Source organism: Rhodococcus sp. P4_B6, assembly GCF_056402215.1.
Genome location: NZ_JBFUHV010000013.1, coordinates 75,791 through 96,331, shown reverse-complemented (window position 1 = coordinate 96,331; position 20,541 = coordinate 75,791). Strand labels below are relative to the sequence as shown.

17 protein-coding genes are annotated in these 20,541 nt (G+C 67.5%); 10 read left to right on the top strand and 7 right to left on the bottom strand.

Annotated elements, in window-relative coordinates; translation table 11 throughout:
• Positions 1-85 precede the first annotated feature (85 nt).
• Complete coding sequence (locus tag AC1DWT_RS09145) at positions 86-1,537, bottom strand: CCA tRNA nucleotidyltransferase (RefSeq protein WP_072942709.1); 1,452 nt, start codon at positions 1,535-1,537, stop codon at positions 86-88.
• A gap of 149 nt (positions 1,538-1,686) precedes the next feature.
• On the opposite strand from AC1DWT_RS09145, the gene AC1DWT_RS09140 reads away from it, so the two are divergent.
• The 5 genes from AC1DWT_RS09140 (at position 1,687) to AC1DWT_RS09120 (ending at position 10,155) form a co-directional block, all read left to right on the top strand.
• Entirely contained in the window at positions 1,687-2,262 is a 576-nt protein-coding gene (locus AC1DWT_RS09140) for an NUDIX hydrolase (RefSeq protein WP_072942710.1), read from the top strand.
• 2 nt (positions 2,263-2,264) lie between these two features.
• Complete coding sequence (locus AC1DWT_RS09135; protein ID WP_206014146.1) at positions 2,265-4,661, top strand: DUF6049 family protein; 2,397 nt, start codon at positions 2,265-2,267, stop codon at positions 4,659-4,661.
• A 113-nt stretch (positions 4,662-4,774) separates the two neighbouring features.
• Positions 4,775-8,686 (top strand): murein biosynthesis integral membrane protein MurJ, encoded by a 3,912-nt coding sequence (gene murJ / locus AC1DWT_RS09130; RefSeq protein WP_206016118.1) that lies wholly within the window; start codon positions 4,775-4,777, stop codon positions 8,684-8,686.
• Positions 8,687-8,733: 47 nt separating this feature from the next.
• On the top strand, positions 8,734-9,315 hold the full coding sequence (gene sigM / locus AC1DWT_RS09125) for an RNA polymerase sigma factor SigM (RefSeq protein WP_005263510.1): 582 nt from the start codon (positions 8,734-8,736) through the stop codon (positions 9,313-9,315).
• A gap of 90 nt (positions 9,316-9,405) precedes the next feature.
• On the top strand, positions 9,406-10,155 hold the full coding sequence (locus AC1DWT_RS09120; protein WP_072942716.1) for a hypothetical protein: 750 nt from the start codon (positions 9,406-9,408) through the stop codon (positions 10,153-10,155).
• Positions 10,156-10,158: 3 nt separating this feature from the next.
• On the opposite strand, the gene AC1DWT_RS09115 is transcribed toward AC1DWT_RS09120, so the two are convergent.
• Positions 10,159-10,728, bottom strand: coding sequence for a TetR/AcrR family transcriptional regulator (locus AC1DWT_RS09115; RefSeq protein ID WP_206014147.1), 570 nt, complete (start codon positions 10,726-10,728; stop codon positions 10,159-10,161).
• An 89-nt stretch (positions 10,729-10,817) separates the two neighbouring features.
• Between AC1DWT_RS09115 and AC1DWT_RS09110 the strand changes: the two genes are divergently transcribed.
• The 5 genes from AC1DWT_RS09110 to AC1DWT_RS09090 all read left to right on the top strand — a co-directional run bounded on the left by AC1DWT_RS09110 (position 10,818) and on the right by AC1DWT_RS09090 (position 15,298).
• Positions 10,818-11,252, top strand: a complete 435-nt coding sequence (locus AC1DWT_RS09110; RefSeq protein ID WP_420855119.1) for an NAD-dependent epimerase/dehydratase family protein — start codon at positions 10,818-10,820, stop codon at positions 11,250-11,252.
• Positions 11,253-11,281: 29 nt separating this feature from the next.
• The gene (nox, locus tag AC1DWT_RS09105; RefSeq protein ID WP_206014148.1) at positions 11,282-12,469 is read left to right on the top strand and encodes a 4,4'-dithiodibutanoate disulfide reductase; all 1,188 of its coding nucleotides are present in this window, start codon (positions 11,282-11,284) and stop codon (positions 12,467-12,469) included.
• 111 nt (positions 12,470-12,580) lie between these two features.
• Positions 12,581-13,564, top strand: coding sequence for a thioredoxin-disulfide reductase (trxB, locus tag AC1DWT_RS09100; RefSeq protein ID WP_206014149.1), 984 nt, complete (start codon positions 12,581-12,583; stop codon positions 13,562-13,564).
• Positions 13,565-13,611: 47 nt separating this feature from the next.
• Positions 13,612-13,935 carry a thioredoxin gene (gene trxA / locus AC1DWT_RS09095; RefSeq protein ID WP_005249122.1) on the top strand — a complete coding sequence of 108 codons (324 nt, stop codon included), beginning with the start codon at positions 13,612-13,614 and terminating at the stop codon, positions 13,933-13,935.
• A 163-nt stretch (positions 13,936-14,098) separates the two neighbouring features.
• On the top strand, positions 14,099-15,298 hold the full coding sequence (locus AC1DWT_RS09090; protein WP_072942726.1) for an N-acetylmuramoyl-L-alanine amidase: 1,200 nt from the start codon (positions 14,099-14,101) through the stop codon (positions 15,296-15,298).
• A gap of 15 nt (positions 15,299-15,313) precedes the next feature.
• On the opposite strand, the gene AC1DWT_RS09085 is transcribed toward AC1DWT_RS09090, so the two are convergent.
• The 5 genes from AC1DWT_RS09085 to AC1DWT_RS09065 form a co-directional block, all read right to left on the bottom strand.
• Positions 15,314-16,012, bottom strand: a complete 699-nt coding sequence (locus tag AC1DWT_RS09085) for a GNAT family N-acetyltransferase (RefSeq protein ID WP_072942728.1) — start codon at positions 16,010-16,012, stop codon at positions 15,314-15,316.
• Positions 16,013-16,169: 157 nt separating this feature from the next.
• A complete protein-coding gene (locus AC1DWT_RS09080; RefSeq protein WP_072942730.1) occupies positions 16,170-17,261 on the bottom strand; it encodes a ParB/RepB/Spo0J family partition protein in 1,092 nt (363 codons plus the stop codon).
• The gene (locus AC1DWT_RS09075) at positions 17,258-18,271 is read right to left on the bottom strand and encodes a ParA family protein (RefSeq protein ID WP_206014151.1); all 1,014 of its coding nucleotides are present in this window, start codon (positions 18,269-18,271) and stop codon (positions 17,258-17,260) included. The genes AC1DWT_RS09080 and AC1DWT_RS09075 overlap by 4 nt, the downstream gene beginning before the upstream one ends.
• 69 nt (positions 18,272-18,340) lie before the next feature.
• Positions 18,341-19,024, bottom strand: a complete 684-nt coding sequence (gene rsmG, locus AC1DWT_RS09070) for a 16S rRNA (guanine(527)-N(7))-methyltransferase RsmG (RefSeq protein ID WP_477920300.1) — start codon at positions 19,022-19,024, stop codon at positions 18,341-18,343.
• 721 nt (positions 19,025-19,745) lie between these two features.
• Positions 19,746-20,147, bottom strand: coding sequence for a YybH family protein (locus AC1DWT_RS09065; RefSeq protein ID WP_206014152.1), 402 nt, complete (start codon positions 20,145-20,147; stop codon positions 19,746-19,748).
• Positions 20,148-20,541 lie beyond the last annotated feature (394 nt).

Below are 20,541 nucleotides of genomic sequence, written 5' to 3'. Positions count from 1 at the left end.
CCACGGCAACGGCCAGTTCATGTGACCGACGTCACTCGATTTGGGTGTGCAGGGTGGCTGAGCAGGGGAGGAACCAGCGGATCGGTCAGGCCTGCTGCGCGGCCCACCACGACAGGAGTTCGGCCTCGGCCTCGTCCCGGCTGAGAGGACCGCGGTCGAGCCGGAGCTCCTTGAGGTACTTCCAGGCCTTCCCGACCTCCGGCCCCGCGGGAATGCCGAGCAGTTCCATGATCGCGTTGCCGTCGAGGTCGGGGCGCACCCGGGCGAGGTCTTCCTGCTCGGCGATCCGGGCGATCCGCTCCTCGATGTCGTCGTACGTCGCCTGCAGCGCAGCCGCCCGCCGCTTGTTGCGGGTGGTGCAATCGGCGCGGACCAGCTTGTGGAGGCGCGGCAGCAGCGGACCGGCGTCCGTCACGTACCGGCGCACCGCGGAATCGGTCCACTGCCCCTTGCCGTAGCCGTGGAACCGCAGGTGCAGGAACACGAGCTGCGAGACGTCGTCGACCATCTGCTTCGAGTACTTCAGGGCCCGCATCCGCTTACGGACCATCTTCGCGCCGACCACCTCGTGGTGGTGGAAACTCACGCCGCCACCCGGCTCGTTGCGCTTCGTGTCCGGTTTGCCGATGTCGTGCAGCAGCGCCGCCCAGCGCAGCACCAGGTCGGGGTCGCCGTCCTCGAGGTCGACGGCCTGCTTCAGCACCGTCAGCGAGTGCCAGTACACGTCCTTGTGCTGGTGGTGCTCGTCTATCTCGAGCTTCATCTGCGGCACCTCGGGCAGCACGAAATCGGCCAGACCGGTCTCGCACATCACGTTCATGCCGTCGATGGGGAACTCGCCGAGGATCAGCTTGTCCAGTTCGGCACGCACGCGTTCGGCGGTGATCCGCTCGATCTGCGAGGCCATGTCGACGATGGCCCGATGCACGCGCTCCTGCAGGGTGAATCCCAGCTGGGACACGAACCGGGCGGCCCGCAGCATGCGCAGCGGGTCGTCGTTGAACGAGTTCTCCGGCGCCGACGGCGTGTCCAGCACCCCGGCCAGCAGCGCGTCCATGCCGTTCAGGGGGTCGACGAAGTCCTGCGAGCCGTCCGCACCGATCCGGACGGCCATCGCGTTGACCGTGAAATCGCGCCGCACCAGATCGTCCTCGAGTTTCGTCCCGAACTGGACGACGGGATTGCGCGACACCCGGTCGTAGGCATCGGCCCGGTACGTCGTGATCTCGATCTGCTGACCCGCCTTGGCGGCGCTGATCGTCCCGAACTCGATACCCGTGTCCCACTGGTTGTCGACCCAGCCGGACAGCAGTTTCTGCACCTGCTCCGGGCGGGCGTCGGTGGTGAAGTCGAGGTCGGTGCCGAGGCGACCCAGGATCGCGTCCCGGACGCTGCCCCCCACCAGGTACAACTCGTGACCGGCGGAAGCGAACTTCTCACCGAGCGGCGTCAGGACTTCGGACAGCTCGCGCAGCGTCACCGCGGCGCCGGCAAGCAGTCGCGTACGGCGCTCGTCGTCGAGAGAAGGGGCAGTCACGTCCAGGAAGCTTACCGAGGTGCGCAAATAGCGGGATACGCATACACGCTGTCACCTCGCAGTTCGGTTCACCACAGGTGTGTCACGAAGCGTCTCGGTTCGGGTGCGGCGTTCCGGTGGAAACGGCAAAGCCAACTACTATCGATGGGGTGTCTGCTGCCGAACGTGCGAACAGGAGTCGCCGCAACTCGCGGCGGCGCGGCGCCGTCGGCAAACCCGCGAAACCCCACATGAGGACGGTGCGGGAAACGTCGGCGGGCGGGCTCGTCGTCAACGGACTCGGCGGCCCGCGGGAGAATCTGTGCGCCGCGCTGATCGGGCGCACCGACCGTCGCGGGCGGCTGCTGTGGTCACTGCCCAAGGGGCATATCGAGCAGGGCGAGACCGCCGAACAGACCGCGATGCGTGAGGTCCAGGAAGAGACCGGCATCCAGGGCACCGTCCTGGCGTCACTCGGCAGCATCGACTACTGGTTCGTCACCGAGGGCCGCCGGGTCCACAAGACCGTCCATCACTATCTGCTGAGATGCCTCGGCGGGGAACTGTCGGACGAAGACGTGGAAGTCACCGAGGTAGCGTGGGTGCCGCTCGCCGAGCTGGGATCACGCCTGGCCTACGCAGACGAACGGAAACTCGCAGAAATCGCCGGTGACTTGATCTCCAAGATGACTACCACTCCGCCCACTTCCGACCTGAAGCTCCAGAAGGGGCCAGACGCCGGATGAGGATGGCTTTGCGTCGGGTCGGTGCCGTGACGTTGACCGCACTCGCGGTCGTTCTGGTTCCCACCAGCACCGTGGTGGCGTCGGCCCAGGAACCCGTGCCGCCGGAGAGCGCCGGGACCCAGCTCGTCGACGAGGACCCCGAGTTCCTCGAACTGCACATCGACAACGTCACCCCGTCCACGGTGACCACCACGAGCGACCCGATCGTCACCGTCACGGGCTCGGTGAAGAACATCGGCGACCGCACGGTCCGCGACGTCAGTGTGCGACTGCAACGCGCTCCGGCCGTCGCGAGCAGCGAGGGTCTCCGCACGTCCCTCACCCTCGATCAGTCCCGCTACGACACGGTCGGCATGTTCGACACGGTCGCGGGCCGCCTCGACGAGGGCCAGAGCAAGCAGTTCACGCTGTCGCTGCCGCTGCGTTCCGACACCGACCTCTCTCTCGACATCACCGAACCCGGCGTGTACCCGCTGATGGTGAACGTGAACGGCACCCCCGAGTACGGCGGGGCCGCGCGCCTCGACGACGCCCGGTTCCTGCTGCCCGTGTTCGGTGTCCCGGGCAGTCCGGCGGTGCCCCCGGACATCTCCAGTCCCGTCGCCGTCACCATGATGTGGCCCCTCGCCGACCGCCCCCGGCTCGCGGCGGGTGTCGCCGGCTCCGTCACCGAACCGGTGCGTCTCGTCGACGACGACCTCGCGACCTCACTGGACGACGGCGGCCGGCTCGACGAACTGCTGGGGGCGGCGGAATTCGCCACCCGGGAGAGCGTCGACCGCGACCACACGCTGAGGGACAGTCTGTGCCTGGCGGTGGACCCGGACCTGCTGATCACCGTCGAGAACATGACGCGCGGCTATCTGGTGGTGGACAACCCGTCCGATCCCACCGGTTCCGCGCACGAGGGTGCGGGCAAGGAGGCCGCGTCGGCGTGGCTCGAGCGTGCCCGGACGCTGGCCGCGACGATGTGCACCACGTCGGTGCCGTTCGCGCAGGCCGACCTGTCCGCGATCACCGAGGTCGGGAACGCCGACCTCACCGCGACCGCCGTCGACGCCCCCGCCGACATCGTCGACAATGTGCTGGGTGTCACGTCGCTGCGCAATTTCGTGTGGAGCGACGCCGGCGTGCTCGACGACGCGACCGCGCAGATGCTCCGCGGAGACGACGCGACCACCGCGCTCGTGGCCGCGAACTCCGTCGACACGACCACGCCCCGGGACAGCGCCCACGTCATCGAGGCGACACCGCCGCCCGCAGCCCCCGTCCCGGCGAACGGGGAGACCACCACCCCGGCGGCCACCGAGACGCCCGCGGCCACGGGGAGCGTCGACGCGCTGCTGTTCGATCCGTCCGTCGGCACGGCGCTCGCCGCGATGGGAACGACTCCGCAGACTCCGTCCTACACACCCCAGCGCGCCCGGTACGACCTCTCGGACGATTCCCAGACCGCCCGGCTGCAGGACGCGCTCGGTGCGGTGTCGTGGTCGGCCCTCGAACCCGAGGCCGCACGGGCCGCCGGTGTCCCCCGATCGCTGATGGTGGTGCCGCCGCAGCTGTGGACGGCAGGCGCCGACGACGCGAAGACGCTGCTGTCGACGGTGTCGTCGCTGATGCGCTCGGGGCTCGCGACGCCCCGGCCGTTGCCCGCGTTGCTCGGACGTCAGCCCGGATCACCCGAGGTCGCGAGCCTGGACTACCCGGATCAGGCCGCCGAGGACGGCGTCCCCGCCCACATCCGCGACGCCGCCGCCACCCAGATGCCCCGGATCGAGGCACTGAACGCGGCGCTGGTCGACGACCCGCAGGCCCCGCTCACCCCGGAGCGGTTCACCGCGCCGCTCCGCGAGGACCTGGTGCGGTCGATGAGCCTCGCGCATCGCCGCGACGACGAACGCCGGTCCGCGGAAGAAGCGTCCGACACGCGCGCCGACGAGGTGGCCGAAACCATGGACGACATGTTCGGGGCCGTCACCGTCGTGTCGCCGGGCGGCGTCTACACGCTGGCGTCGGAACAGAGCCCGCTGCTGCTGGTCGCCAGAAACGACCTCCCGGTCGGGATCACCGTCCGTCTGCAGGTGGACGCGCCTTCCGGGATGACCATCACGGACATCGGCCCCACCACGCTGCCTCCGCGGGGCAGTCGCACCCTCACCGTTCCCACCGAGGCCAACGACTCCCGCAAGCTCGTCGTCAACTTCTCTCTGACCACCGCCGATGGACAGCAACTGGGAGAGCCGACCAGCGTGACGGTACGGTCCAACGCGTACGGGCAGGCGTTGGCGATACTGACAGCATGCGCGGGTGCTCTGCTGCTGTTCCTCGCCGGCCGCCGGCTGTGGCATCGATTCCGCGGCCAGCCGGATCCAGCTGACGAAGGGTACGAACGTTCATGACCGGGAACTTGCCCAGTAGGGGCCAGAGGCTTCCCGATCGCTCCCATCCCCGGGTCGCGCCGTGGGAGCGGGACCACTGGGCTCGGGAGATCCGGCCGGACGAGGCGCCGACGGTGCAGTTCGCGGCCATCCGGGTCGACCCTCCGCCACCACCTCCGGTCCAGGACTCGGGGCCGTCGACGGCGCCGCAGAAACAGAGCAACTCCCGCCTGCTGGCGTCGACCGGGTCGATCGCGGTGGCGACGCTCGTCAGCCGCATCACCGGTTTCGCCAAGCAGCTTCTCGTCCTGACACTGCTGGGCGGGTCGGTGGCCAGCTCGTTCACCGTCGCCAGCCAGATCCCGAACATGATCTCCGAGCTGGTGCTGGGCGCGGTGCTCACCGCCATCGTGGTGCCCGTCCTGGTGCGCGCCGAGCGGGAGGACCCGGACCAGGGTGCCGCGTTCGTGCGCCGCCTGTTCACCGCCACCTGTGTGCTGCTCGGAACGGCGGCGCTGCTGGCGACCGCCGCGGCGCCCGTGCTCACCACCCACGTCTTCCTGTCGGCCGACGGCAAGGTGAACACGTCCCTCACCACAGCCCTGTCCTATCTGCTGCTGCCCGCGATCCTGTTCTACGGACTGTCGGCACTGCTCACGGCGATTCTCAACACCCGGCAGGTGTTCAAACCCGGTGCCTGGGCCCCCGTGCTGAACAACGTCGTGATGCTCACCGTGCTGGTGATCTACTACGCCACGCCGGGAGAGATCACCCTCGACCCTGTCCGGATGAGCGACCCGAAACTGCTGGTCCTCGGCGTCGGCGTCACGCTCGGTGTCGTGGTGCAGGCGATGAGTCTGGTGCCGGCGATCCGGCGCGAGGGCATCTCGCTGAAACCGCTGTGGGGCCTCGACGACCGGCTCAAGCAGTTCGGCGGCATGGCCGTCGCCATCATCCTGTACGTGCTGATCAGCCAGGCGGGCATGATCGTCGCCACCCGCATCTCGTCCCACGCGGACGCGTCGGGTCCCGCGATCTACAACAACGCGTGGCTACTGCTGCAGCTGCCGTACGGCGTGCTCGGCGTGACGGTGCTGACGGCGATCATGCCGCGACTCAGCCGCAACGCCGCCGCCGACGACACCCCCGCCGTGGTCGACGACCTGTCCGTCGCCACCCGGCTGACGATGATCTCCCTGATCCCGATCATCACGTTCCTCACGTTCGCCGGACCGGAGATCGGTCAGGCGCTGTACGGGTACGGCAACTTCGGGTCCGGTGACGCCGAACGTCTCGGCGAGGCCGTCAGCTGGTCCGCGTTCACGCTCATCCCGTACTCGCTCGTGCTGATCCAGCTCCGCGTGTTCTACGCCCGCGAACAGGCGTGGACTCCCACGTGGATCGTCCTCGGCATCACCGCGGTGAAGATCGCGCTGTCCGCGCTCACCCCGATGATCGCCTCGAGCGACGACCAGGTGGTGATCCTGCTCGGCGTGGCCAACGGCCTCGGCTACATCACCGGTGCCCTCGTCGGCGGGTACCTGCTGCACCGCAGTCTCGGCAATCTCCAGATGGCGAACGTCGGCAAGACCGTGTGGGTGGTGGTCCTCGCATCCCTCGCGGGCGCCCTCGCCATGCTCGGCGCCGACCGGCTGCTGCAACTCGACCGGCTCACCGAACTGTTCGGCGGACCGGGTTCCATGGTCCGCGTCGCCATCAGCGGCATGCTGATGCTCGTCGTCACGTTCGCGATCCTCTGGTTCGCGAAGATCCCCGAAATCGTGTCCATCACCGTCGCCGTCACCCGTAAGGTCCGCGCCCTGCGCGGTCGCGGCGCCGCACCGGAACCGGAGGTCGACCCGCTCGCAGACGCCGAAACAGAACTGATTCCCGTGGTCCGCGCCACACCGCGCGACGCCGGAGGACAGCCGCGTGGTATCGAACGACCCGGTGGACTCCCGTACCCTGGACACGAGCGGGTCGGATCGCCGCCCGGCACTGGTCGGAGTTGGGCATTCGAAAATGAAGGAGTGAGGGTGAGCGACGACGACGTGGCCGGCAGCAAGAGAGCCGGAGGTTCTACGGTGCAAGCGTCCGAACGCGATTCGGCCGCCGCACCCAACGGCGTCGACGCCCCGACGACCCGGATCTTGTCCGAGTCGGCCTCCACCGACTCCGCGAAGTCCGACAAGAAGGCCGGCGCCGACGCACCGCAGAAGAAAGACGCGGACACCTCGCAAAAGAAGGCCGCCGACGCGTCCGCGGCCTCTGCCGGCACTCCGAAACCTGCGCAGAGCAACGAGACCGGGGCGAACGCCGAGAAGAAGGCGGCGCCGAAGACTCCCAGCGAAAACTCCGGCGAGTCGCCCGCCGACGAACGTCGAGACACACGTCACATGGGCTCCGCACCCGCACGGGATCTCAGCTACGACACCGGCGTGATTCCGATCACACCCGCGCCCGGTCGTGACCCCGGAGCGGGCCCGCGTCGTACTCCCCGTGGCCCCAAGCTCATTCCCGGCGCCTCCGTCGCCGGTGGTCGATACCGCCTGCTGACCCCGCACGGCGGTTCGCGGGGACTGCAGTTCTGGCAGGCACTGGACGTCAAGCTCGACCGCGAGGTGGCGCTGACGTTCGTCGACTCCGAGCAGCGCTCCACCTCGGCCGGTCCCGAAGGCCCGCAAGCAATTCTGTCGCGCACCCTGCGACTGGGCCGGATCAATTCGCCCGGTCTCGCCCGTGTCCTCGACGTGGTCCGGGGAAGCTCCGGCGGCATCGTCGTCGCCGAGTGGACTCCGGGCCGGTCGCTACGGGAGATGGCCGACACCAAGCCGTCTCCGATCGGCGCCGCCAGCGCCATCCGCGCGCTCGCCGCGGCCGCCGAGACCGCGCACCGGGCCGGCGGGGCACTGTCCATCGACCATCCCGACCGCGTCCGGATCAGCATCAACGGCGATGCCGTGCTGGCGTTCCCGGCCACGCTCGCCGACTCCGACTCGAGTTCCGACGTGCGCGGGCTGGGCGCCATGCTCTACGCGCTCATCACCGCCCGCTGGCCGCTCGGCGACCCGTCCGCTCCCGCGGGTGAGCCGTCGGGTTCGAACCGCCCGGGCAGCGTCGGCGGCATGCGACTGGCCGACCGCGACTCCAGCGGGCAGCCCATCGGTCCGCGGGTGATCCGGCCGGAGGTCCCGTTCGAGATCTCCGCGGTGGCCCTGCGCTCGCTCGAGCCGAACGGTGGAATCCGCACGGCGGCCACCGTGCAGCACATCCTCGATCAGGCGGCCGTCGTCAACGACAAGACCGAGTTCATCCCCGTGCTGCGGCTCGGGCAGCGGGGCCCCAGCCCGTCCGGTCACGCTCTCGCCGACCCGGAAGCGCTGGAGGCAGAGAAGAAGAAGTCCAACCGGATGATCGCCGCGCTCGTCGGCCTGGCGGTCGTCACGATCATCGTGCTGGCGCTGCTGGGATTCTGGCTCGCCACGTTCCTCACGGGCAGCAGTTCCGACGCGCCGCTCACCGAACAGGACTTCGGACTCACCACCTCGGCCGAGGCCCCACCGAACCCGGAGTCGCCCGCCGCCGCGCCCGCCCCGGCGGCGAACGTCGCTCCGATCACCCCCTCGGGCGCGACGGTGTTCTCGCCGCAGGGCACACCCGACTCCGCCGCCAACGCCCGGCTGGCCATCGACGGCAACACGTCCACCGTGTGGAGCACCGACTCGTACTTTCAGCCGTTCCCTTCGCTGAAGAACGGTGTGGGCCTGATGGTCACGCTGGACGAGCCGGCGACCCTGTCGAGTGTGTGGATCAACTCGCCGACCCCGGGCACCAACGTCGAGATCCGCAGCGCCCCGTCCGAGAATCCGACGCTCGACCAGACGCAGGTGCTCGGTTCGAAGGTCCTCGGCAACGGCGTCACCGAGATCCCGGTCAAGTCGGAGGGACCCACCAAGAACGTCCTGGTGTGGATCACCGGCCTGAGCAATTCCCGCGGCACGAACCAATCGTCCATCGCCGACATCGGTTTCAACGCCTCCACGTAGTCGGCACCCGGTGCTCGCGGGCCGGCGAACTGAGCTAACATCCGCCGGTGCGAATCTTCCGGGGGGATTCCGAGGGTGAGCCCTCGGACGTCGACCTGTTGGCTGCGCACGTCGCCGGCGATCGGCACGCCTTCGAAACCCTGCTCGGACGGCACTACGACCACCTGTGGCACGTCGCCAAACGCACCAGCTACACCACCGAGGACGCGGCGGACGCCCTGCAGGAGGCGCTGCTGTCGGCCCATCGCAACGCGGGCTCGTTCCGCCGGGACGCCGCGGTCCGGAGCTGGCTGCACACGATCGTCGTCAACGCCTGCCTCGACCGCATCCGCCGGAACAAGGCCCGCCCGGCGGTGTCCCTGTCCGCCGACGAGGACGACGAACCGCGCGACACCCGCGATTACGTCTCCGAGGTGGAGCTCAGCCTGGTGGTCGAGCGCGCGTTGGCGCAGCTCCCGCCGGATCAGCGGACCGCGATCGTGGCCGTGGACCTCGAGGGCCGGTCGACCAGCGAGGCCGCGGCTCTCCTCGGGGTTCCGGAGGGCACCGTGAAGAGCCGCTGCGCCCGCGGCCGGAAGAAGCTGGCCGCTTCTCTCGAATATTTTCGGGTGGAGGGGAACCGATCATGACTCCGCAGCGTCAAAACCTAATAGGAGCGGGGAAGTGTCCTGACGTCCCGGACCATGTCCCGGACCACGATGATTCGGTGAGGAGGTGCCATGGCCGACCGTGAATCCGAGCCGTCCGATGCCGCACTGCCCGAACCTCCCTATTCCGAGGACCTACTCGCGGATCTGCATGCCGGGGTGCTGCCGGAGTCGGTCGGCGATCGTCTGTGGCCGCTCGTCCGCAGCGACCCGCAGGCGATGGCCGTCATCGACGCCCTCGACCGGGTCACCGATCAGCTCGGTGCGCTCGGCCGCGATCACTCCGTCTCGACCCCGATTCCCGCCGACATCGCCGACCGCATCAACCGCGCGCTCGCCGCGGAACGCGACACCCCCGCCGAGGCCACCGTCGTGCCGATCGCCCGGCGCCGGAAGTGGGCTGCCGCGGCCGCGGGAACGTTCGCGGCGGCAGCAGCGGTCGTGGTGGCCGTTGCGGTCGTCGTACCGGACGGCCGGGAATCCGAGCCGCCGCCCGTTGCCCTGCCCAGTTCCGAGACCTCGCAGGCACCGGAGGTTCTCGACCTGGGCTCCGATCTCGATTCCGGACGCCTCCTCACCGTGATCGGTTCGCGGCAGCTCGGACCGCTCGAGGATCCTGATCAGCTGGCAGAATGCCTGCGCGCCAACGGTATCGATCCGGCCCGTGCGCTTCTCGGTTCCGGTGAGGTCCGCCTCGACGGCGTGCCCGGGGTATTGCTCCTGGTGGCCGCGCCGCGCCCGCCGCAGATCACCGCCCTGGTGGTGGGCCGCGAGTGCGGCGCAGGCGACCCGGCCACGATCGCCGTCACCGACATCGGTTGACCCTCAGTCCCGTTCGGGTTCCGAATGGGCGACCGGCATGAGCAACTCGAGGATCTTCGCCCGCAATGCGGGAGTGTCGTCCTCCACGGCGATCATGCTCGTGAACAGGGCCGCGCCGGCGGCGAGCACCAGCACGGCGGTCGCGGTGCTCGACTCCCCGGAATCCGCGCTTCCGAACAGTTGAGTACTCGGCCCGCTGAATCCCCGCCAGAGCGCGGTCCGGAGATCGTCGTGGTCCCGTATCGCGGCCAGCAGTCCCGGCGTGGCCGCCCGCACCTCGGGTCGTGAGAACAGTTCGGCGCTGCCGGTCACCACCCAGCGGATCCAGCCTTCGCGATCGGTGCCCTCGAACGGCGTCAGGTCGGGTGTCGCGCCGAGGATGGCGTCGAGAACCAGGTGCGCCTTCGACGGCCACCGCCTGGTGATGGACGCCCTGCTCACCCCGGACCGCGTCGCGATGGCTCGCATGCTCAGTTGTTCCCAGCCCGACTCCACGAGCATCGCGCGGGTGACCGCGAGGACGTCGGTGTCGATCCGCGGGTCGCGGGGGCGGCCGGTTCCGGTTGCATTCATTGGTTCGAATTGTGGGACAGAAGTGCCGTCCGCGCTATATCGTACCCATTACGGGTCCAGTGGCACCGTAATTCGATGGGGGCGGATACATGAAGACCGCGGTCACCGGCCACCGAAACTCCCGACGCCCTGCTCGCGGCGGCCGCCGTGAGGCCGCGCGGATCGAACCGGTGGTCGGCGACATCCGCGACGCCGAGACGGTGGCGCGCCTCCTCGACGGCTGCGACGCCCTCCTCCACGCCGCGGGCGTAGTGGGCACCGACGACCGCCGCGAACAGTTGATGTGGGAGATCAACACGCAGGCCACCGCCGCGATCCTCACCCGCGCGGCCTTCCTCGGACTCGATCCGATCGTCCACGTCGCGAGTTTCAGCGCCCGACTCACACACCTCAGCCCCGGGCTCGGTTACGAGGCGGCCTGGCTCCTCACCTCGGCCACCCCCACCGACGACTCGAGAACCCGCGACGAACTCGGGCTCACCTGGCGACCGGCCCGCGCGGCGCTGGCCGCGACCTTCGCCTGAGCACCCAGCACCCCAGAAGGCAGACCACCATGACCGTTCCACCACCCCAGCCCGATATCTGGGAGCCGGCCCGCCTGGGCCCCCTGACGCTGCGCAACCGCATCGTGAAGGCGGCCACGTTCGAGGGCGTCATGCCACGCGGCCGCGTCACCGACCGGCTCGTCGACTTCCACGCCGAGGTCGCCCGCGGCGGCGCCGCACTGACGACCGTCGCGTACTGCGCCGTCTCACCCGGCGGACGCGTCCACGCAAACACCCTGGTGCTCGACCGCGCCCGCGTCCCCGACCTGCGCCGGCTCACCGACGCCGTCCACGCCGAGGGGGCATTGGCCGCGGCCCAGATCGGTCATGCCGGTCTGGTCGCGAACACGCTGTCCAACCGCACCGGGACGCTCGCGCCGTCCACTCGGCTCAGCCCGCCGGCGATGGGTCTCGTGCGAGGTGCCACCCGGGACGAACTCGAGGAGGTCACCCACGACTTCGAGAGCACGGCACGCAACGCCGTCGACGCCGGATTCGACGCGATCGAGGTCCACCTCGGCCACAACTATCTGCTCAGCTCGTTCATGAGCCCCAATCTCAACCGGCGCACGGACAAGTACGGGGGCAGCCTGGAGCGACGGGCGGCGTTCCCGCGCCGGGTGCTCGAGCGGGTGCGCCACGCCGTCGGCGACTCGGTGGCCGTCACCGCCAAATTCAACATGACGGACGGTGTTCCGAAAGGGCTGTGGCTCGACGACAGTCTCCGCATCGCCCAGCTCCTCGAGGCCGACGGGCACCTCGACGCGATGCAGCTCACCGGCGGCAGCTCGCTGCTCAACGGGATGTACTTCTTCCGTGGCGAAGTCCCGATGGCGGAATTCGTTGCCTCACAGCCGAAGCTGGTGGGCTGGGGACTGAAGGTGTACGGGCCGCGCATCTTTCCGACCTACCCATTCGAGGAGGCCTTCTTCCTGCCGATGGCCCGGCAGTTCCGCGACGCCCTGTCGATGCCGCTCATCCTCCTCGGCGGAATCAACCGGCTCGACACCATCGAGAACGCGCTCGGCGAAGGATTCGAGTTCGTCGCGATGGCCCGCGCACTGCTCCGCGACCCGGACCTCGTGAACAAGTTCCGCGACCGGCACGTCGCCGAGGGACTGTGCATCCACTGCAACAAGTGCATGCCCACGATCTACACGGGGACGCGCTGCGTCATCCGGGAGACTCTGCGCTGATCACGTGGCCTGCCGGGGGAGCGACCGGTATCACCTGCAGTCCGGGAACAACACCCTTTAGTCTTGTGTTGATCCATACGACTGAGCACCCCTCACTACTGGAAGGCCCGCATGACCACTCCATCGACGGTTCATGAACTCATCATCGTTGGTTCGGGACCTGCCGGATACACCGCTGCCGTCTACGCGGCGCGCGCGGAACTCGAGCCGCTGCTGTTCGAGGGGACCCAGTTCGGTGGCGCCCTCATGACCACCACCGACGTCGAGAACTTCCCCGGATTCCGCGAGGGAATCATGGGACCCGACCTGATGGACCAGATGCGCGAGCAGGCCAAGCGCTTCGGTACCGACATCCGCACCGAGGACGTCGAGGAACTCGACCTCACCGGCCCGATCAAGAAGGTCGTCGTGAACGGCGAGACCTACCAGGCTCACGCGGTCGTGCTGGCGATGGGTGCCGCAGCCCGCTACCTGGGGATTCCCGGTGAAGAGAAGTTGCTCGGCCGCGGCGTCAGCGCCTGTGCCACGTGCGACGGATTCTTCTTCAAGGATCAGGACATCGTCGTGGTCGGCGGCGGCGACTCCGCCATGGAGGAGGCCACCTTCCTCACCCGCTTCGCCCGCAGCGTCACCGTGGTGCACCGCCGTGAGGAGTTCCGCGCGTCCCGCATCATGCTCGAGCGCGCCAAGGCGAACGCGAAGATCCGGTTCGTGACCAACGCGGCGCCCGTCGAGGTGCTGGGGGAGAACAGCGTCACCGGCCTCGTGATCCGCGACACCGTCACCGGTGACACGTCCACGCTGGACGTCACCGGCATGTTCGTCGCCATCGGTCACGATCCGCGCAGCGAACTGGTCAAGGGTCAGGTCGACCTCGACGACGCCGGCTACGTGATCGTCGAGAACCCGTCCACCGCCACCTCGGTGGACGGCGTCTTCGCCGCCGGCGACCTCGTCGATCACATCTACCAGCAGGCGATCACCGCTGCCGGTACCGGATGTTCCGCGGCGATGGATGCCGAGCGCTGGCTGGCCGAGCGCGGCGACATCACCGCCAACACCGTCGCCGCCGCCGGCTCACCGGTCGACGCCTGAGCCGGCCACCCACACCCACCTACCCATCTCGAGTAAGGGAAATCCCCGTGTCGAATACCGTCACCATCACCGATGATTCGTTCCAGCAGGACGTCATTTCCAGCGACAAGCCCGTCCTCGTCGACTTCTGGGCCACCTGGTGCGGCCCCTGCAAGATGATCGCCCCCGTCCTGGAGGAGATCGCCGGTGAGCACAGCGACAAGCTGACCATCGCGAAGCTCGACATCGACGCCAACCCGGGCGCTGCCCGCGACTTCCAGGTCATGTCGATCCCCACGCTGATCCTGTTCAAGGACGGCAAGCCGATCAACACGATCGTCGGCACCAAGGGCAAGGCTGCGCTGCTGAAAGAGCTCGCCGACGTTCTCTGATCGACACCCGAACACCCAGCGCGATTCCCGATTTTGTGGGAATCTCTGAGACAATCGATCGATGTGCTCCAGTCGCATCAGCTAGACCGACCGGGCACATCGATCGTTTTGTTTGTACCGAGATTCGTATTTCTCGTTGATTCGGACTGAGAGGCCCTGAAACATGCACCGACTCCGTCACGGCGACCATGGTCCGGCCGTCGCTGAGATTCGGGGCACTCTGGCCGGTCTCGGTTTCCTGCACAACGGTGTCCCCGGCACCCGGCGTGAGAGCGCCAACGGATCCCACTGGATCGCCCCCGACGCCGTGTTCGATCATCACCTGGACAGCGCCGTACGGGCCTTCCAGCAGCAGCGTGGGCTCCTCGTCGACGGAATCGTGGGTCCGGCCACCTACCGGTCCATGAAAGAGGCGTCGTACCGCCTGGGCGCGCGCACGCTGATCTACCAGCTGTCCGCACCGCTCTACGGCGACGACGTCGCCACCCTGCAGACCCGCCTGCAGGACCTCGGCTTCTACGTCGGACGGGTCGACGGCTTCTTCGGCCCGCAGACCCACGACTCCCTGTCCTCGTTCCAGCGGGAGATCGGCATCGCCGCCGACGGCATCTGCGGTCCCGCCACCCTGCGGTCGCTCGAGTTGCTCGGCACCCGCGTCACCGGTGGGTCCCCGCACGCGATGAGCGAAGAGGAAATGGTCCGCAGCTCCGGGCCGCAGCTGAGCGGCAAGCGGATCGTCATCGATCCGGGCCTCGGCGGCAACACCTACGGAACCATCGTCCGTTCCCCGTACGGCACGATCTCGGAGTCCGATATCCTGTGGGACCTCGCCAGCCGACTCGAAGGTCGCATGGCCGCCACCGGGATGGAGACGTTCCTGTCCCGCCCGCACCACGAGAACCCCACAGACATCGAACGCGCATCCACGTCGAACGCCTTCGATGCCGACCTGATGATCTCGCTGCGCTGCGACGGAAACACCAGCCCCTCCGCGAACGGTGTCGCCAGCTTCCACTTCGGGAACTCGCACGGTTCGACGTCGATGATCGGTCAGGTTCTCACCGGATTCATCCAGCGGGAGATCGTGGCACGCACGCCGCTGCAGGACTGCCGCACCCACGGCCGCACCTGGGATCTGCTGCGCCTGACGAACATGCCGACCGTGCAGATCGACCTCGGGTACCTCACCAACGACTTGGACGCCGCGGTGCTCTCCAACCCGCGGGCGCGCGACGCCATCGCCGAGGCGATCCTCATCTCCGTGAAGCGCCTGTACCTGCTCGGTCAGGACGATCAGCCGACCGGAACGTTCACGTTCGCGGAGTTGCTCGCCGAAGAGCTGTCTTCCTCCGAACGTTCCTGATCTCCCGCCGAGCGCTCAGTGCGCTCCGACGGGCGTGCGTTCTCCGATGTCGACCATGCTCACCGAGGCGGTGTGGATGAGACGCTCCAGCGCGGCCTCCACGTCTTCCTTCCATCCGTGATCCCGGTTCAGTTCGAGCCGCAGTCGCGGGAACCGGTGGTGGGGCGCGACGATCTCGAAACCGTTGTCCTCGAGGAAGGTCGCCGGAATCATGCACTCCTCGGGGGAGCATTCGCGAGCCGCGGTCGCCGAGGCCAGTCCCATTGTGTCGATCGGCCCGGTTCCCTCCGTGTTGCGGATCCCGAACGCCTCGAGGGCACGAACACCGCGGCGCACCAGATCGGCCACGACGGCCTGGATCAACGTGGTCCCCAGGTTCTGTTCTTCGCCGGCGGGCTCGAGCCGGAGACTCGTGAGGAGGACGGCGTCGGCGCCGACCGGAGCGGTCGGGAGTAACTGCGCGCGGGGCACGGTCCGCGGGGGAGCGTAGAGGGCGCTGCCGACCGGCTTCCCGTCCATGACGGCAACCTGCCCGCACGATCCCCATTCGAGCATGACCATCGACAGCCAGGCTTCCTTCTCGAATTCCTGGTCGCAGAATCCGCGCGAACTGTGGATCGCCGCCGGATCCATCTCCCAGAAGACACAGCGACGGGCATGGGCGGAGAGTTTGTCCAAGCCGTCGAGAGTGAGCGATGTGACGTGAGTCGACACTGGCTAGCTCAGCCTCCAAATGTCACTACCGCAGATCATTCGACATCCTCTGGTATTCAATGTGTTTCGCCCCCGATAGTTCTGCTGGAATCGGTCCGCCGGCGGCCGCTGTCACAGTGACGGATCATCCGCGGGTCCTTCTACCTCTCTCAGGCGCTCACGAATCGGCCTTCTGTGCCTCCATCATCCCAACGATCCTCTGAAGATCGTCCACCGAACCGAACTCGACCACAATCTTGCCCTTGCGCTTACCGAGGCTGACCGTGACCCTCGTGTCGAACGAATCGGACAACCGTTCGGCGACGTCCTGCAGGCCCGGCATCTGGATCGGCTTGCGTCGCTGGACGGGCTGCGCCTGGTCGTCGCTGCGGTTGGCGAGCGTCACCGCCTCTTCCGTCGCGCGAACCGACATGCCCTCCGCGACGATGCGGGCCGCCATCACTTCCTGCGCATCGGCACCCGCCTCCAGGGACAGGAGGGCCCGAGCGTGACCGGCGGACAGCACACCCGCCGCGACGCGTCGTTGCACGGGAATCGGCAACTTCAGCAGTCGGATCATGTTCGTCACGACGGGACGGGAGCGGCCGATCTTCGCCGCCAGTTCCTCGTGGGTCACCTCGAACTCTTCGAGCAACTGCTGGTACGCCGCAGCCTCTTCGAGAGGGTTCAGCTGGACGCGGTGGATGTTCTCCAGCAGCGCGTCGCGGAGCATGGCGTCGTCGCCGGTCTCACGGACGATGGCCGGGATCGTCTCCAGCTCGGCTTCCTGGCTGGCACGCCACCGACGCTCGCCCATGACGAGTTGGAACTTGCCGTCCTCGAGCGGGCGCACCACGATCGGCTGCATCAGACCGAACTCGCGGATCGAATGAACGAGTTCCGCGAGAGCGTCGTCATCGAACACCTGACGCGGCTGCTTCGGGTTCCGCTCGATCAGGTCGGGAGCGATTTCCCGGTACACCGCACCGGTGGGGGAGGGGAGGGGTTGGGCACCGTTGCCGGATGCGCCGTCGGCGCCCTTGCTAGCTCCCTTGCGCCTTCCGTTGTTTCCCGTGGACGCGGGAGCAGATTTCTCGTCGGTCGCAGAGTCCGACGAGTTCGGTGCGGGCGCGGTCAGCACGTTGCGCCGGTCCGTCCCGATCACGACGTCGGCGGCGGCGTTGCCCAACCCCGGTCCGGTCGTGGTCGGCCCGGTAGGAATGAGCGCAGCCAGTCCACGGCCAAGTCCACCCTTACGCGTCTGACTCATCGCTGCTCCTGCTTCGTGATGTGCGCGGTGCGTGCTGCGAGTTCACGTCCCGCATCGAGGTAACTCATGGCCCCCCGTGAACCGGGGTCATAGTCGAGCACAGTCATCCCGTACCCGGGAGCTTCGGACACCTTGACGCTGCGCGGAATGACAGCGCGGAGGACGGCGTCCCCGAAGTGGGTACGAACCTCCTCGGCCACCTGGTCCGCCAACTTGGTGCGGCCGTCGTACATCGTGAGGAGAACCGTCGACACGTGCAGGTCGGGGTTGAGATGCGCCTGCACCAGTTCGATATTCCGCAGCAGCTGTCCCACACCCTCGAGTGCGTAGTACTCGCACTGGATCGGGATCAGTACCTCCTTGGCGGCGACCATCGCGTTCACCGTGAGCAGTCCGAGCGACGGCGGGCAGTCGATCAGGATGAAATCGGCATCCACCTCGCCGAGCGCCTTCTCGGACAGCGCACCCTTCAGCCGTCCCTCGCGAGCGACCATGGAGACCAGTTCGATCTCGGCGCCGGCGAGGTCGATCGTRGCCGGAATGCAGAACAGCCGGTCGTTGTGCGGACTCTTCTGGATCGCCTCCGCGGCCGTCACCTCACCGAGCAGAAGCTCGTAACTGGACGGCACACCGGAGTGGTGGGCCACCCCCAACGCGGTGCTGGCGTTGCCCTGCGGGTCGAGGTCGATCACCAGAACAGTCAGCCCCTGAACCGCGAGAGCGGATGCGAGGTTGACGGCACTCGTTGTCTTGCCGACGCCGCCCTTCTGGTTGGCGATGGTGAGGATCCGCCGTTCGGGTGGTTTCGGCAGGCCCACCGAGTGCGGGTGCAGCACCTGGCTCGCGCGGTGCGCGGCGGCACCGATCGGAGTCTCCTCGACGGAGATTCCGTTGTAGGGGGCAGTGAATCCGTCGTCTCCGTTCCCGGAGCTAGGCGCCTGGTCGGATTGATGGTCGGTTTCACGTGAAACGGTTTCACGTGAAACGGCGGATTCAGGCCCACCCGACATTGACTACTCCTTCGATTGGGAATCGCTCGTTACTCGACATACTCACTCCCTGGTCCAGTGTGCTCATCGTCATCGACGCTGACGGCGTTTCGGTAAACGTTCTGCCCGAACGACAACGGTGGGGACAGGAAGCAGGCCCACTCCGCATTCCACGATATCCAGCTTGCCAGCACCCAACCGAGTCAAGGAAGCGCGATCACGGGAAATCTCTTCGGCGGCGCTCGAACCTTTCAATGCGAGCATTCTCCCATGCTCATGAATCRGCGGCAGCGACCACTTGGCCAACTTCTCCAACGGGGCCACCGCGCGGGAAGTGACGACATCCGCGCCACCGGCTTCCTTCACCACCCCGGACTCCTCGGCGCGACCCCGGACGACGAGCACGTCCAGACCGTTCGACTCCACGAACTCCGCGAGGTACACCGACCGTCGCAGCAACGGCTCGACCAACGTGATCCGGAGATCGGGCCGGGCGATCGCGAGGGGGATACCGGGCAAACCGGCACCGCTTCCCACGTCGACGACCGACTCGCCCTCAGCGATCAGCTCGCCGACGACGGCACAGTTGAGGAGGTGACGTTCCCAGAGTCGCGGAACCTCTCGCGGTCCGATCAACCCCCGCTCGACACCGTCGGTCGCCAACGATTTGTAATAGCGCTCCGCAATATCGAATCGTTCACCGAACACCTGGCGTGCCGCCGCTTGTTCGTCCCATTCGGCCGGCTCTCCAGCATTCGGTTCCACGTGAAACATCCTCCCGCGAATAACGCGAAATCAACAAACACAGCCTCTCCATTATCCGCCCTCGCCCGCGAGTATGTCCCTCAACTCGAACGCGCAACGCCGGACAGTGTCGAGCCGCACCCCTTCCGGTGGGGGAGGGGAGGGGTTGGGCATTCCAACGGCGACGCGACGTATCGCGCCGCGGGCGGGGTTGTCTCGTCACGACGTGACGTCTCGATACGGGACGGATGAGTCTAGCCGCGGGAGCCATGACACTCGGTGCGCATCCTCCCAACGGCGCGCTGCCTTCGGCCGTTGATGGCGCCACACCGCATCGGGGTCGCCCGCGGGATGTTTCACGTGGAACCGCAGCGGCGAGCGCGGTGTCGCGGCAAGGTCACGTCGCCGCGCCCTCGATGGCACTGATTCTCGTTCCTACCCGGCCGGACCCGTGTCACCTCGACGAGCAGAGTTCACCGCGCCGGTCGAGTCGCGAGCAGTTTCACGGGGAACATCGGGGTGGTGTTTCACGTGGAACACACTCTGTGGGATCGGTGCCAACCGTCTCGCGAACGTTACTCGAGCCGGGCGCGCCCTTCTATCGAAATTTCGCTTTCACACCTACGATTCCGATTTCGTAATCATCACAGTGACGAAACTCCCGGGTGTGGTTGGGTGGGTGAAACTACAACCTAAATTCGCCCGAAAAGGCCCCAAAGAATGACTGTCGCCGACCCACATCGATCGCCCGTCAGACACTGGTGTCCGGAAAGGAATGATGCTCGTGAGCGACGAGCCAACGACCGTCTTCCTTCCGCAACCCGACGGTGAGCCGAAGACGGTTCTCCGGATTGTCGGCGAGCTCCGCTTCCGTTCCGCACCGGAGGAGCGCGCGGGCGAATGCGACATCCTCGCCCGCAGTCACATCCAATGACACCAACTCGAACCTGGCACCTCTCGACTGCCATTCGAAGAATGACGGCCATGTCTCGCGATACTCATCGATTCCGCGAGCGCCCTCGTAGGGTGGTGGCACGTCGAACATCACGATGTCGTCGGTGTGGTCCCTGAGAACCCCAGCCATATCACCACCGTGCACAGCCTCGGCCCAACTTTCGATCAGATTCCGGATCTGTTGTTCGTCCTCGCTCATCTGTCACTCCATCCAGTCGACGGGCCCCGGTTCGGCCCCTTGGAAGGTGTGGACTTCGGAACGCGTCGAAACTCATCGCCGGTGCGACGTCCGGGACCGCAATTCATTTCGAGGAGTTCCCATCGTCGGCGCCCATCGTCTCGAGCGGGACTCGAGCACTTACCGGGGCCGCTCGACTTCGGGGGCACCGGCAAGATCCACCTGGCGATCGGGCTCGCGATCCGTGCCTGTCAGAGTGACGCCGACTGTTGTTCACGACGGTTGCATTGAGGTGTCGCGCCTGGTCGACCTATCCCACTACCGGAACCCGAATACCGACCCCCTCTTCGGCGACTGAAGATTGCCCTTCTCGGTTGGCGGTTGTGGTTGGGGGCGCCCCCGCGGGAAAGTCGTC